This window comes from Nocardia vinacea NBRC 16497 (assembly GCF_000308835.1).
Lineage (GTDB): Bacteria > Actinomycetota > Actinomycetes > Mycobacteriales > Mycobacteriaceae > Nocardia > Nocardia vinacea.
This window is the reverse complement of record NZ_BAGN01000028.1, coordinates 1-13,003: the sequence shown is the minus strand read 5'-3', so window position 1 is coordinate 13,003 and position 13,003 is coordinate 1. Positions and strand designations below refer to the sequence as shown.

Below are 13,003 nucleotides of genomic sequence, written 5' to 3'. Positions count from 1 at the left end.
CACTGGGCTGGCTCGCCGTGGCGGAATCGTTATCATTGGCGGAATCGGTCATGCGGGTCGAAAGCGGCCGAAACGGCAGCGGAGACGAAAAGCGAGGTTCGTTGGTGGGTGACGATCGGCACGGGCAGTCGCCACGGCCCGGAGGTCGCGCCCCGTGGGAGCGCTATCCCACGGCGGATTACACCGAACGGGACGGTGCACGGTCGTCGCGGAGGGCCCGACATACCGATCCCGATTCCGGCTCGACACCGCTGACGGTTCAGGACCTGGTCCAGAAGGTCGACAACGAGCGCAGCGGGCGCAGACGTCGGTCCACGACACCGGATGCACCGCCCACGCACGCGAACCGGGCTGCACCGAAGCCGCCGGAGTCCGCCGCACGCCAAGCCGATACCCCGCCGCGCAAATCGAGCGCTCCCTCCGCGCGTCAAGCGGACGCACCGCCTCGCACATCGGCCATGCCGGCCGGACGCAAAGCCGATGCTCCCCGCACCTCGGCCACCCCGGCCGGACGTAAAGCCGACGCACCGCCTCGCACATCAGCCATGCCGGCCGGACGCAAAGCCGACGCACCGCGCACGTCGAGCACCCCGGCTGCACGCAATGCCGACGCACCGCGCACCTCGAGCACCCCAGCCGGACGCAAGGCCGACACACCCCGCACGACGGCCACTCCAGCCGCCAAGGCCGAATCCGGCCGCCGTTCCGCGGCCTCCCCGGTCGTCGACGACATCGCGGGCACCCCGACGACCGCGCGCACCGGGAAACGCCGCGCATCGACGGTTTCCGGAAAAGAGCCGCCCGAGGTCGTCACCGACGTGATCCCCCCGGTCGAGGAGACCCCGCGACCGAAGAAGCGCACCATCGGCTGGCCGACCACCGATCCGGACGCCCCGAAGACCGCGGCCGCATCCACCCGTGTCGGCCTGTCCCGGCTCGCCGCGAGCCGACAGCGCCGCAATAAGCGGCTGCAGGTCGCGGGACGGGCCACCCTGACAATTTGTGCGGTGGTCGCGCTGCTGGTCACCGGCGGCGGCTGGAGCTATCTACGTTCGACCGCCAATGGCTTCACCCAGGTCTCCGCACTCGACGACAATCCGGAAGACGTGGTCGACTCCGGCGCACAGCTCGGCGACGAGAACTACCTGCTCGTCGGCACCGACACCCGCGCGGGCGTCAACGGCCAGGTGGGTGCCGGCACGCTGGACGATGCCGAGGGCTCCCGCGCCGACACCGTCATGCTGGTCAACATCCCCAAGAACCGCTCGCGCGTCGTGGTGGTCTCGTTCCCCCGCGACCTCGACGTCACCCGGCCGCAGTGCAATGGCTGGGACAACGACAAGGCGGAATACACCAACGAGGTCTTCCCCTCGGCCATGGGCGACAAGCTCAATGCCGTGTACGCGCTCGCCGGACCGAAGTGTCTGGTCAATGTGATCCGCAAGATGACGGGTCTGAGTATCGGACACTTCATCGGTATCGACTTCGCCGGATTCGAGGCGATGGTCGATCAGGTCGGCGGCGTCGATGTCTGCACACCCAAGCCGATCGTCGACGGCATCCTCGGCACCGTGTTGGAAAATTCGGGCCACCAGCACATCAACGGCGAGACCGCGCTCAACTATGTGCGCGCCAGGCACGTCTACGGCGAGGAACGCAGCGACTACGACCGGATCAACCGGCAGCAGCGCTTCCTGGCCTCGCTGCTGCGTGGCGCACTGTCGAGCCGGGTGCTCTTCGATCCAGGCAAGCTGAACGGCTTCATCTCCGCATTCACCAGCCACACCTTCGTCGACAAGGTGCAACCGACCGACCTGCTGACGCTGGGCCGTTCGCTGCAGAAGGTCGACGCGGGCGCGGTCACCTTCCTGACCATCCCGACCGCGGGCACCACCTCCTATGGCAACGAGATTCCGCGCGATTCGGATATCAAGGCGATCTTCCGCGCCATCATCGATGACCAACCGCTGCCCGGCGAGAAGAAGTCGACCCCGGCCCCCGGTTCGATCCCGTCATCCCAGCCGACGCCGCCGAAGCTGACCGCGGTCGATCCGAGCTCGGTATCGCTGTTGGTCTCCAATGGGTCGGAGACGGCGGGCGCGGCCAATAAGGCGGCCACCAAGCTGGGCAATCAGGGCTTCCAGATCTACAACACCGGCAATTACTCCGGCGGGAATTCCGAGGTCGCCACCAAGGTGCGCTTCGGGGCCGGCCACGAGGCCGAGGCGGCCACGGTGGCCAGTTCCATTCCCGGGGCGACGATGGAGCAGTCGAACAGTCTCGGTGGCATCGTCGAGGTCGTGATCGGTGCCGATAACCCGACCATTCGCACACCTACGCCGGTCGGCGATCCGATCTCGAACGTTTCGGTCACCATGGCGAGTGCGGAACCGGTCGCACTGCCCTCGGACCTGGAGCACGTCAACGCCGCCGACGAAACCTGCAAGTAGGACAGCCGCTAGCTGGGGCAACACCGTCGCTAACGTTCGGCACCACCCATTAACCCTGTGTTGGTGACTAGGTCAGCACCTGGCACTAGTGTCTCTTTTCATGCGTGTCATCTACAACGAGCAAATGGCCGACCTTGCCCACCTCCTGGGTGAGATGGCCGGTCTGGCGGGTTCGGCTATGGAACGAGCCACCCAGTCACTGCTCCAGGCCGATCTCACCCTGGCTGAATCGGTGATCAGCGAGGGCGACCGGATCGCCGAAATGATCACCGATGCCGAGGAGAAGTCGTTTGCCCTGCTTGCGCTGCAGGCGCCGGTGGCGGGTGATCTGCGGCAGGTAGTGAGCGCGATCCAGATCGTCCAGGACGTCAACCGGATGGGCGCGCTGGCGCTGCACGTCGCCAAGGTGACCCGGCGGCGCCATCCCAACCACGCCCTGCCCGAGGCGGTGAACGGCTACTTCGCGGAAATGGGCCGCATCGCGGTGAATATGGGCGAGGGCGCCAAGGAGGTGCTCGAGTCCCGTGATCCGGAGCGCGCCGCGCAGCTCAACGATGACGACGAGGCGATGGACGATCTGCACCGTCACCTGTTCACGCTGCTGATGGATCGCGACTGGAAGTACGGCGTCGCCGCGGCCGTCGATGTGACGCTGCTCGGCCGCTACTACGAGCGCTTCGCCGACCACGCCGTGGAGATCGGGCGCCGGGTGATCTTCCTGGTCACCGGTGAGCTGCCGCCGGATCCCGACGCCGAGGTGTAACGAGTTACCCTGCCGGACAACGGAACACGACACGCACCGTCGCGCCGGGGCTCGGTCACGCGCCCCTGCGGTTACGAATAGCGATGTCCGACATAGCAAAAGGCCCGCACCGTAGTGCGGGCCTTTTGGTTTGCCGGTTATCCGAAGCGGCCGGAGATGTAATCCTCCGTCGCCTTCTGCCCCGGGTTGGAGAAGATCTTCTCGGTATCGTCGATCTCGATCAACTTGCCCGGCTTGCCCTGTGCCTCCAGGTTGAAGAAGCCGGTCTGGTCACTCACGCGCGCGGCCTGCTGCATATTGTGCGTGACGATGACGATGGTGAATTCCTTCTTCAGCTCGGTGATCAGGTCCTCGATCGCCAGGGTGGAGATCGGGTCCAGCGCCGAACACGGCTCGTCCATCAGCAGCACATCGGGCGATACCGCGATGGCGCGCGCGATGCACAGACGCTGCTGCTGACCGCCGGAGAGGCCGCCGCCCGGCTTGTCCAGCCGGTCCTTGACCTCGTTCCACAGGTTGGCGCCGCGCAACGAACGCTCGGCGACCTCGTCGAGCTCCTTCTTGTTGCGCACACCCTGCAGCTTCAGTCCGGCCACCACATTGTCGCGAATCGACATGGTGGGGAACGGATTCGGGCGCTGGAACACCATGCCGATGGTGCGGCGCACGCCGACCGGGTCGACGGTGGAGCCGTAGATGTCCTCGCCGTCCAGCAGCACCGCGCCCTCGACGCGGGCATTCGGGGTCACCTCGTGCATCCGGTTGAGCGAACGCAGCACGGTGGACTTACCACAACCCGACGGGCCGATGAAGGCGGTCACGCTGCGCGGCAGTACCGACAGCTTGACATCGGCAACCGCATGGAATTTGCCGTAGTAGATATTCAGGTCTTTGACGTCGATCCGCTTGGCCATTTTTCCGTTCGCTTCTATCGGTTCCGCGTGAGCAGCTTGTTGACGACCGCGGCCGCCGCGTACAACAGGGCGATCAACAGGATCAGCGTCAACGCCGCGCCCCACACCCGGGCCCGGCCGGCCGGTTCCGGGTTCGCCAACTCTTGGTAGATCAGCAGCGGCAACGACGCCATATTGCCGTCGAACAGGTTGGTATTGATCGACTTGCTGTAGCCCACCAGCACCAGCACCGGCGCCGTCTCACCCATGACGCGGGCGAGCGAGAGCAGGATGCCGCTGATCATGCCGGGCGCCGCGGTCGGCACCACGATCCGAACGATGGTCTTCCACTTGGGAATTCCGAGCGCGTAGGACGCCTCGCGCAGCTCGTCGGGAACCAGCTTCAGCATTTCCTCGGTGCTGCGAATCACCACCGGGAGCATGAGCAGTACGAGCGCCAGCGATACCGCCAGGGAACTCTGTGGGAAGCCCATGGTCGCGATCCACAGCGCGAAGATGAACAGCGCCGCGACGATCGACGGGACACCCGCGAGGATGTCGACCATGAAGGTGGTCACCTTGGCCAGCACGCCACGCCCGTATTCGACCAGGTACACCGCGGCCATAATGCCCAGCGGCACCGCGAGGACAGCGGCGACGAGAGTCTGCACGATGGTGCCGTAGATCGCGTGGTACACACCGCCACCGGACTGGTCCGGCAGGATGCCCTTCTGCGATTTCTGCCACCAGTCCGGCGAGACGACGGACTCGAGGCCCTTCGACACCACCATGAACAGCACCCAGATCAGTGGCACGAGTGCGATGGCGAAGCAGAGCCATACCACCGCGGTCGCGATATTGTTCTTGATCCGGCGGGCCGCGCTCACATGCCGGAAGGTGGGCGCCTTGACCGGCTTGTCGAGAGTCGTCGTGGTGGTCATTACCCGTTCACCCTTCCACCGGACACGAGCCGCGCCAGCGCGTTGACGATGAAGGTCAGCGCGAACAGCACGAAGCCGGCCGCGATGTAGGCGCCGGTCGGCAGTGGCTGACTGAATTCCGATGCGGCGGCGGCGATTTTGGAGGCGAAGGTGTAGCCGCCGTCGAACAGCGACCAGTGACCGGCCTGTGCCGACGTGCGCAGGATCACCAGTACCGCGATCGTCTCACCGAGCGCGCGACCGAGGCCGAGCATGGAACCGGCGATCACACCGCTGCGGCCGTAGGGCAGCACCGTCATCCGGACCATCTCCCATTTGGTCGCGCCGAGCGCCTGCGCGGCCTCGATATGCGAGACGGGTGTCAGGTTGAAGACCTCGCGGGAAACCGAGGTGATGATCGGCAGGATCATCACCGCCAGCACCACACCCGCGGTGAAGATGGTGCCGCCACCGGAGATCGACACATTGCCGTCGGAGAACAGGAAGAACCAGCCGAGCTTGTCGTTCAGGAATGTCTCGACGGGTTCGATCCGCGGCGCCAGCACCAGGAAACCCCACAGACCGAACACGATCGACGGCACCGCCGCCAGCAGATCGACGAGCATCGCGAACGGACGCGCCATCGGCTTCGGCGAATAGTGGGTCAGGAACAGCGCGATGCCCACACCGATGGGCACCGCGATCACCAGCGCGAGTATCGAGCTCAACACCGTGACCATGAGCAGGTCCCGGATGCCGAACCGCAGGTGATCGGCATTGGTGGTGTTGAACTCGCTACTGGTGAAGAAGTTCGCCTCGTTCGCCATGATCGAGGGCCACGCACGGATCAATAGAAATAGCGCGATCAGTGCGATGGCCGCCACGACCGTCGCACCGGCCGCGGTGGCAAGCGACCGGAAGATGACCTCGGCCCTCTGGCTGTGGCCGGGGCGGGCCTTCGGTGAGGCCGGTTCGGTGCTCGGTTCACTCGACATAGGGGCAGTATCTCCAGCCGCCCGCGGACCAGTCGAGTCCGACTGGTCCGCGGCGGTCACCTCAGGGTGCACGGTCATGGCGTGGCAGCTATCAGGAAATGGCGTTGATCGCGGTGGTCAGCTTGGTCTTGAACTTGTCCGGGATCGCGACGTAGCCCGCGGTGTCCAGACCCTTCTGGCCGTTGTTGACGGCCGAGGTCAGGAATGCCTTGACCGCCTTGGACGTATCGGCGTCGGCGTACTTCGAGCAGACGATCTCGTAGGTCGGCAGGATGATCGGGTACGCGCCGGCCGCGGTCGGCTTGTAGAACGACGAGGTGTCGAGCACCAGGTCGTTGCCCTCGCCCTTGATCTTCACGCTGTCGACGGCCTTGGCCGCGGACTCCGGGGTCAGCTTGACCGGATCCTTGGAGGCCGAGGTGACGACCTGCGCGATGGACAGGTTCTGCGCCTTGGCGAAGGACCACTCGTTGTAGGTGATCGAGTTCTTGGTGCTCTTGATGGCGGCCGAGGTGCCCTCGTTGCCCTTGGCACCCTCACCGATACCGCCGTTGAAGGTCTTGCCCGCGCCCTTGCCCCACGCGCCGTCCGAAGCGGCGTCCAGGTAGAGCTGGAAGTTGTCGGTGGTGCCCGACTCATCGCTGCGGAAGATCACCGAGATCTTGTCCGAGGGCAGCTTGGCGGTCGGGTTCAGCGCCTTGATCTCCGGGGCGTCCCAGGTGGCGACGGTGCCGTTGAACACCTTGGCGGCGGTCGGGCCGTCGAGCACCAGATCGCTCACACCGTCGAGGTTGTAGGTGATGGCGATCGGGCCGAAGACGGTCGGCAAGTTCCACGCCGGGGCGCCGCAGCGCTCCTGCGCCTTGGCGGGCTCGCCCTTCTTGTCACTCAGGGGCGAGTCGGAACCGGCGAAATCGGTCTGGCCGCCGAGGAATTCGTTCACGCCTGCACCGGAGCCGCTGGAAGTGTAGTTCAGCGTGGAGCCGCTGCAGTTGGCCTCGTAGGCGGCGACGAAGCGGTCCATGGCGTTCTTCTGAGCCGAGGAACCGCTGGCCTTGAGGGCCTTCTTACCGCCACAGGCAACGTCGACCTTGGCGGCGGAATCGCCACTGGCCGAGGTGTTGTCGTCACTGCCACAGGCTGCCAGCGGCATGGCGACGGCGGCCAGCACACCGATCAGGGCGCTGCTGCGCTTGAAGTTCACTTATTCCTCCGGGGAATCGCGTTCGACACGCCCGGTCCCTCACCGGCCCGGGCGGGTTTCGTGGTGCCGTTCGCGGGGAACTTGCGCACCAGGCGGCAACGGTGCCGCCCTTATGTAACGTAAGGTCGCTCGGTTGACAGTTGGACGGAGCTGAGTGAACGGCGGGTGAACACCCCGGCGCGATTGCGTCCCTTATGTGTGACATTTGCCCCAGTGTTACTCGAGTAACCCCGGCGGGCCGCTTGTTATTCAGTCAGCGGCCGAATACGCGACATCGATATGCGCCGTGGCGAAGCCGAGTCGCGTGTAGGTGCGCACGGCCGCGGTGTTGTCGGCCTCGGTATAGAGCAGAACCTCGGGCAGACCGCGTTCGCGCAGGTAGCGCAGGCCCGCGAGGGTTACCAGGCGACCCAGTCCCCGGCCCTGCGCGGCCGGGTCGATGCCGACCACATAGACCTCGCCGACCGGCGGGTTCTCCTCGTAATGCACCTTGGTCCAGTGGAATCCGAGGATGCGGTCCGGATCGGCCGGATCCACCGCGATGAACAGCCCCTTCGGGTCGAACCAGGACTCTTCGCGGCGCACGGCGATATCCCGCTCGGTCCAGCCGCCCTGTTCCGGATGCCAGGCGAAGGCGGCGTTATTGACACGCAACAGTTCGGCATCGTCGGCGGACCCTTCGTAGGTCCGCAACGCGATACCCACCGGCACCACCAACTCCGGTAGCTCCGGCGTTGCCAGCGACCGCCGCATCTGCCATAACTCGCGCGCGGTGCGCAGTCCGAGCCGAGTCGCGAGCGCCTCGGCGGCGGGCCGATTTCCGTGTGCCCAGACCCGAGCACCCGATCCGCCCTTCACCAGCGCGGCCGAGACCAATTCCGCACCGATACCGTGGCCGCGAGCGGCGGGATCGACTGCGACCTCCGCCATTGCGGGGTGTTCGCCATGTGCGGGAACGAGATTCGCGTACCCGGCAACGACACCGTCCCGCAGCGCAACCAGATGTTCGGCCTCGGAATCGGCCGCGACGAGCGAGAGAACGCCCTGTTCGGAGACCGGCGCCACACCGTCTTCGACACTCGCCCGCTCCAGCACCCCCCGCACCGCCCGCGCCACCTCCGCACCGAGCCCCGCGCTCCACCGCAACGTCGCCATCTCACCCATAACCATCTCCCTCGTCGACCCCATCACCGCGACGAACGCGCGAATCCCGCGCACCATTCCATTCGATCAAGATCAGGTGGCACTGGTGGCGGTGCCTTCTCGACGAATGCCGCCATGGATTCCACTTGATCTTGGTCGGCTATGGGACGGAACCGTTGACGGTGACGGGCGGGGAGTCGTCGGTGCCTTCGGCGGATTCTTCGTCGGGGAAGGTGACGTGGTCGCCCTTGGTGCTGTTGCGTGCGGGGCGGACGGCTTTGTAGCCGACGTTGCGGACGGTGCCGATCAAGGATTCGTATTCGCTGCCGAGCTTGGCGCGCAGGCGTCGCACGTGCACGTCGACCGTGCGGGTGCCACCGAAGAAGTCGTAACCCCAGACCTCCTGCAGCAGCTGGGCCCGGGTGAAGACCCGGCCCGCGTGCTGCGCGAGGTATTTGAGGAGTTCGAATTCCTTATAGGTGAGATCCAGCGGGCGACCGCGCAGCCGGGCGGTATAGGTGCCCTCATCGATCACCAGTTCGCCGAGGGTGATCTTGCCGGTGTTCTCCGGGCTCGCGACACCGCCGTTGCGGCCGACCAGCAGGCGTAGCCGGGCGTCCAGCTCGGCCGGACCGGTACCGGGCAGCAGAATGTCGTCCAGGCCCCAGTCGGCATTGACGGCGACGAGTCCGCCCTCGGTCAGCACCGCGACCACCGGCACCGACGACCCGGTGCTGCCGAGCAGTCGGCACAGGCCACGGGCCGCGGCCAGGTCGATACGCGCGTCGACAAGTGCGACATCCGCGGTCCCCGCCTCGAGCAGGGACGCCACCTCGGTCGGCGCCGGGCGCACATTGTGCGCCAGCAGCGACAGGGCGGGCAGTACCGACTCCGGGTTGGGGTCGGAGGTCAGCAGGAGCAGCTCCACAAGCCCTCCTCCCATCTAGTAGCTCCGGACAACAGCCACACCGCCGGGGCCACGTCGCTAATCAGGTAATTCGGATGCAAGATTAGCGCGTGAACACCGATGACCTCGCCATCCGGGGTTAGTGTGACACCTCGGCAGAGACGTGCGATACCCGAAACACACCTCCAAGTAGTGTTGCCCGCATGCGCAAGCTGATCATCGGGCTGCTGTGCCTCGCGGTACTGGCGGTTGTCATCGATTTCGGCGCCGCCGCCTACTCCGAGTACCGCGTGTCGCGTGCCCTCCGTGTCGGCGCCGACCTCACCGCGGATCCCGACGTGGTCATCTATGGGTTCCCCTTTCTCACCCAGGCGCTCGACGGCCGATACCAGACCGTCGATATCCGCGCGCGCGTCATGCGACCCGATATCCCCGGCGAAATCTCGATCGGCGCGACGCTGACCGGAGCCCACCTTTCCCTCGGCGACCTCACCGACGGGAACGTACGCGCGGTTCCGGTGGATCGGGTCGAGGGGCAGATGCGGCTCGAGCCGACCGAACTCGGCAGACTGTTCAAAATCCCGGACCTGCAAGTACATTCGGCGCCGGGGAACAAATCCGACGGAACCGGCGGATCGGGCGGGTCCGGTATGACCACCGGCGGGCAACTTCTGCTCACCGGCACCATGCCGGGCAAGACGCCGAGCAAGCCTGGTGCACCGCTCGGCGGTGACAATGTGAGTGTGACGGCAGACCTCGTGGTCGACGGTGATCAGGTGAAGATCGTCGCGACCAGCATCTACCGTGGTACGGGTGATGCCACGACGACCGCGGTCGTCACCGATACCGAGCGCCCCAAGGTGCTCGAGCAGTTCACCCGGACAATCGATACGAACGAACTGCCGTTCGGGCTGCGGCCGACGAAGGTCTCCGCACAGGGCGGCCAGATCGTCATCGAGGCCAAGGCCGAGAACGTGACCATCGACCTGGACAGATTGCGGCGACCATGATTGAAATCACAATTCTGCTGGTGGTGGTGCTTGCCGCGGTTGCGGTCGGAGTGGTGCTGCAGCGCCGCAACGGCAAGCTGCGCGCGAGCGACACCGAGGCACAGGACGAATCGGCGCGCACCGATCTGCTGGCATCGGTCGGCGCCGACAACTCGGGCCCGGCGGTGCTGCACTTCTCCGCAGACTGGTGCGGACCGTGCGCCGCGGTGCGCCGGGTGGTCGCCGGGGTGACCGAGGAATTGTCCGGTTCGCCGCGCCCACCGCTGGATATCGAGATCGATATCGATGCCGAGCCCGCGCTGGCCAAGGAACTGAACGTGCTCTCGCTGCCGACCACCTTCGTCTTCGATATCGAAGGGCGGGAACGATTCCGGATCTCCGGGGTCCCCAAATCCGCGGACCTGCGTACCGCACTCGAACCGCTGACCGTGAGATAACTCTTCCGGCGGATCGCCCCTGACGGTGGAAAAACAGCGCGTGACAAGGGTTGATAGCAACTGTGACGAACCCCGGGTCCAATTCTCCGGCGGAACCAGGTAAACTCCTCTGCGTGCAAGCCAACCACGAGCTGATGCTCACCCGACGCCGCACAGTTGATCTGTGTCGCCTCGGTGGTTGTTGCTGCCTGTGTGGCTGAGCGGTCGGCTCCGTCAGAATTCCTGATGCCGACCTGCGTCCGTCGTGCGAGTGATCTTTTGATCCCCCGGCGAACTGGCATTTTTCCCGCCAACAGCGAAATTCAGCGCAGGAGTACGCACAATGTCCACAAATTCCCGAAACACAGCCGTTGAGAACGGAATTCCCGCCGTCGTCGATGTGCGCGGGCCACGCTTCGCCGCATGGGTCACCACCGGTGTCCTCGTTCTGGTCCTGCTCGCAGCGGCCGTTTCGACGCCGGTCGCCGCGGTGCTCATCGCCGCGCAGGCAGTAGTCTTCGCGATCGGCGCGGCCTACGGTCCGCGACGGCATCCGTACGGCCGGATCTTCGCCGCGTTCGTCGCGCCGCGCGTGGGTCCGACCCTCGAAACCGAACCCGTGGCCCCGCTGCGGTTCGCCCAATTACTCGGCCTGGTCTTCAGTGCCGTCAGCCTGCTGGGTTTCCTGGTCGGCTCCACCGTCGTCGGCGCGGTGTTCGCCGGCTTCGCCCTGTTCGCGGCGTTCTTGAATGCGGCGTTCGGGATCTGCCTGGGTTGCCAGATCTATCCGCTGGTCGCCCGACTCCGCCGGAACCCGTCCCCGGCGAACTGACACTGCAAGTCACCACCCCGAAAGGAACAACATGGCTCGCTCCGATGTCCTGGTCTCCGTTGACTGGGCCGAAGAGAACCTCAACGCCCCCGGCGTCGTCTTCGTCGAGGTCGATGAGGACACCTCCGCCTACGACGGCGGCCACATCGAGGGTGCCGTTCGGCTCGACTGGAAGAAGGACCTGCAGGATCAGGTTCGTCGCGACTTCGTGAACCAGGAGCAGTTCTCCGATCTGCTCTCGGCGCGCGGCATCGGGAACGACGACGAGGTCGTGCTCTACGGCGGCAACAACAACTGGTTCGCCGCATACGCCTACTGGTACTTCAAGCTGTACGGCCACAACAACGTCAAGCTGCTCGACGGCGGCCGCAAGAAGTGGGAGCTCGACGGTCGTCCGCTGTCCCGCGACGCCGTGAACCGTCCGGCCACCCAGTACAAGGCCGCCGCCCCCGACCTGACCATCCGCGCGTTCCGCGATGAGGTCATCGCCGCCATCGGCGCCAAGAACCTGGTCGACGTGCGCTCCCCTGACGAGTTCTCCGGCAAGATCCTGGCTCCGGCGCACCTGCCGCAGGAGCAGAGCCAGCGTCCCGGCCACATCCCGGGCGCCATCAACGTGCCGTGGAGCAAGGCCGCGAACGAGGACGGCACCTTCAAGTCCGATGCCGAGCTGACCGAGATCTACGGCGAGGCCGGGCTGGACGGATCCAAGGACACCATCGCCTACTGCCGCATCGGTGAGCGCTCCTCGCACACCTGGTTCGTGCTGCAGGAGCTGCTGGGCCACCAGAATGTCAAGAACTACGACGGCAGCTGGACCGAATACGGCTCGCTCGTCGGTGCACCGATCGAGTTGGGAGAGTAATCACATGTGCGCAGCACCTACCCAGGGACAGGCCATTCCGGCCGGAGTCGATGTCGAGAAGGAAACGGTCCTCACCGGCCGTGTTCTGAGCACCGACGGTCAGCCGGTGGGCGGCGCGTTCGTGCGCCTGCTCGACGGCAACGGTGACTTCACCGCCGAGGTCGTGGCCTCGGGCACCGGTGATTTCCGCTTCTTCGCGGCGCCGGGCGCGTGGACCGTGCGGGCGTTGTCCTCCTCGGGCAACGGCTCGGCCGAGGTTCGTCCGGAGGGCGCGGGCATCCACGCCGTGGATGTGGCAGTCGCCAAGTAAGTAATTGCGCCGACGGCCCCGTCGTTTCCCGGTAGCTGGGAAGCAACGGGGCCGTTGTGCTGGGCGGGACGCAACTCGTTAGACTCCAGTTGTGGTCCTCTTCTTCGAGATTCTGCTGGTGGCCGTGGCCGTTCTGATCGGCTGGTTCGGCCTGTACGTCTTCTACCGGTTGTTCACCGAATCATGAGTGAACTCGCGAGCGAAGGTTCCAACCCGGCCGAGCGAGCGAGTGAACAACTGAACGGCAACGGCCCCGCCGAGTCGGCGCCGCGCCGCAGTGGCGACGAAGCCGTGG

Annotated in this window: 14 protein-coding genes and 1 pseudogene; 8 read left to right on the top strand and 7 right to left on the bottom strand. The window is 65.8% G+C overall.

The genetic code is table 11. The features are described from left to right. Positions 1-427 precede the first annotated feature (427 nt). Positions 428-814: a hypothetical protein gene (locus tag ON44_RS52300; protein WP_245567002.1), complete on the bottom strand. Its 387-nt coding sequence runs from the start codon at positions 812-814 to the stop codon at positions 428-430. A 4-nt stretch (positions 815-818) separates the two neighbouring features. On the opposite strand from ON44_RS52300, the gene ON44_RS03855 reads away from it, so the two are divergent. Together ON44_RS03855 and phoU are read left to right on the top strand one after the other, a co-directional pair. After that, positions 819-2,450 carry an LCP family protein gene (locus ON44_RS03855; RefSeq protein ID WP_245567001.1) on the top strand — a complete coding sequence of 544 codons (1,632 nt, stop codon included), beginning with the start codon at positions 819-821 and terminating at the stop codon, positions 2,448-2,450. A 100-nt stretch (positions 2,451-2,550) separates the two neighbouring features. Further along, the gene (phoU, locus tag ON44_RS03850; RefSeq protein ID WP_040686400.1) at positions 2,551-3,213 is read left to right on the top strand and encodes a phosphate signaling complex protein PhoU; all 663 of its coding nucleotides are present in this window, start codon (positions 2,551-2,553) and stop codon (positions 3,211-3,213) included. 137 nt (positions 3,214-3,350) lie between these two features. Here phoU and pstB read toward each other — a convergent pair whose 3' ends face one another. From pstB to ON44_RS03820, 6 genes are all read right to left on the bottom strand, one after another. Then, complete coding sequence (pstB, locus tag ON44_RS03845; protein ID WP_040686399.1) at positions 3,351-4,127, bottom strand: phosphate ABC transporter ATP-binding protein PstB; 777 nt, start codon at positions 4,125-4,127, stop codon at positions 3,351-3,353. A 14-nt stretch (positions 4,128-4,141) separates the two neighbouring features. Beyond that, on the bottom strand, positions 4,142-5,047 hold the full coding sequence (pstA, locus tag ON44_RS03840) for a phosphate ABC transporter permease PstA (protein ID WP_040686398.1): 906 nt from the start codon (positions 5,045-5,047) through the stop codon (positions 4,142-4,144). Continuing rightward, a complete protein-coding gene (gene pstC, locus ON44_RS03835) occupies positions 5,047-6,021 on the bottom strand; it encodes a phosphate ABC transporter permease subunit PstC (RefSeq protein ID WP_174414974.1) in 975 nt (324 codons plus the stop codon). Before pstC ends, pstA begins: the two co-directional genes overlap by 1 nt. Positions 6,022-6,112: 91 nt before the next feature. After that, the gene (gene pstS, locus ON44_RS03830) at positions 6,113-7,225 is read right to left on the bottom strand and encodes a phosphate ABC transporter substrate-binding protein PstS (protein ID WP_040686396.1); all 1,113 of its coding nucleotides are present in this window, start codon (positions 7,223-7,225) and stop codon (positions 6,113-6,115) included. 249 nt (positions 7,226-7,474) lie between these two features. Then, positions 7,475-8,389, bottom strand: coding sequence for a mycothiol synthase (gene mshD, locus ON44_RS03825; RefSeq protein ID WP_085998477.1), 915 nt, complete (start codon positions 8,387-8,389; stop codon positions 7,475-7,477). 139 nt (positions 8,390-8,528) lie between these two features. Further along, the gene (locus ON44_RS03820; protein WP_040686395.1) at positions 8,529-9,296 is read right to left on the bottom strand and encodes a winged helix-turn-helix transcriptional regulator; all 768 of its coding nucleotides are present in this window, start codon (positions 9,294-9,296) and stop codon (positions 8,529-8,531) included. A 182-nt stretch (positions 9,297-9,478) separates the two neighbouring features. Between ON44_RS03820 and ON44_RS03815 the strand changes: the two genes are divergently transcribed. The 6 genes and pseudogenes from ON44_RS03815 to ON44_RS49935 form a co-directional block, all read left to right on the top strand. Continuing rightward, positions 9,479-10,285, top strand: coding sequence for an LmeA family phospholipid-binding protein (locus ON44_RS03815; protein WP_040686394.1), 807 nt, complete (start codon positions 9,479-9,481; stop codon positions 10,283-10,285). Further along, complete coding sequence (locus ON44_RS03810) at positions 10,282-10,722, top strand: thioredoxin family protein (RefSeq protein ID WP_040686393.1); 441 nt, start codon at positions 10,282-10,284, stop codon at positions 10,720-10,722. The genes ON44_RS03815 and ON44_RS03810 overlap by 4 nt, the downstream gene beginning before the upstream one ends. A 322-nt stretch (positions 10,723-11,044) precedes the next feature. Beyond that, positions 11,045-11,533 carry a DUF4395 domain-containing protein gene (locus tag ON44_RS03805; protein ID WP_040686392.1) on the top strand — a complete coding sequence of 163 codons (489 nt, stop codon included), beginning with the start codon at positions 11,045-11,047 and terminating at the stop codon, positions 11,531-11,533. A gap of 31 nt (positions 11,534-11,564) precedes the next feature. Next, complete coding sequence (locus ON44_RS03800) at positions 11,565-12,398, top strand: sulfurtransferase (protein ID WP_040686391.1); 834 nt, start codon at positions 11,565-11,567, stop codon at positions 12,396-12,398. A 4-nt stretch (positions 12,399-12,402) separates the two neighbouring features. Then, positions 12,403-12,708 (top strand): DUF1416 domain-containing protein, encoded by a 306-nt coding sequence (locus ON44_RS03795; protein WP_040686390.1) that lies wholly within the window; start codon positions 12,403-12,405, stop codon positions 12,706-12,708. A 183-nt stretch (positions 12,709-12,891) separates the two neighbouring features. After that, a pseudogene (locus ON44_RS49935) lies at positions 12,892-13,003 on the top strand (heme-binding beta-barrel domain-containing protein); the annotation flags it as partial.

Bases quoted from the DNA above. Each gene is read 5' to 3' on its own strand.
- ON44_RS03795 (WP_040686390.1), top strand. From the start codon at position 12,403: ATGTGCGCAGCACCTACCCAGGGACAGGCCATTCCGGCCGGAGTCGAT.
- mshD (WP_085998477.1), bottom strand. From the start codon at position 8,389: ATGGGTGAGATGGCGACGTTGCGGTGGAGCGCGGGGCTCGGTGCGGAG.
- phoU (WP_040686400.1), top strand. From the start codon at position 2,551: ATGCGTGTCATCTACAACGAGCAAATGGCCGACCTTGCCCACCTCCTG.
- pstC (WP_174414974.1), bottom strand. From the start codon at position 6,021: ATGTCGAGTGAACCGAGCACCGAACCGGCCTCACCGAAGGCCCGCCCC.
- ON44_RS03810 (WP_040686393.1), top strand. From the start codon at position 10,282: ATGATTGAAATCACAATTCTGCTGGTGGTGGTGCTTGCCGCGGTTGCG.
- pstB (WP_040686399.1), bottom strand. From the start codon at position 4,127: ATGGCCAAGCGGATCGACGTCAAAGACCTGAATATCTACTACGGCAAA.
- ON44_RS03800 (WP_040686391.1), top strand. From the start codon at position 11,565: ATGGCTCGCTCCGATGTCCTGGTCTCCGTTGACTGGGCCGAAGAGAAC.
- ON44_RS03815 (WP_040686394.1), top strand. From the start codon at position 9,479: ATGCGCAAGCTGATCATCGGGCTGCTGTGCCTCGCGGTACTGGCGGTT.
- pstA (WP_040686398.1), bottom strand. From the start codon at position 5,047: ATGACCACCACGACGACTCTCGACAAGCCGGTCAAGGCGCCCACCTTC.
- ON44_RS03805 (WP_040686392.1), top strand. From the start codon at position 11,045: ATGTCCACAAATTCCCGAAACACAGCCGTTGAGAACGGAATTCCCGCC.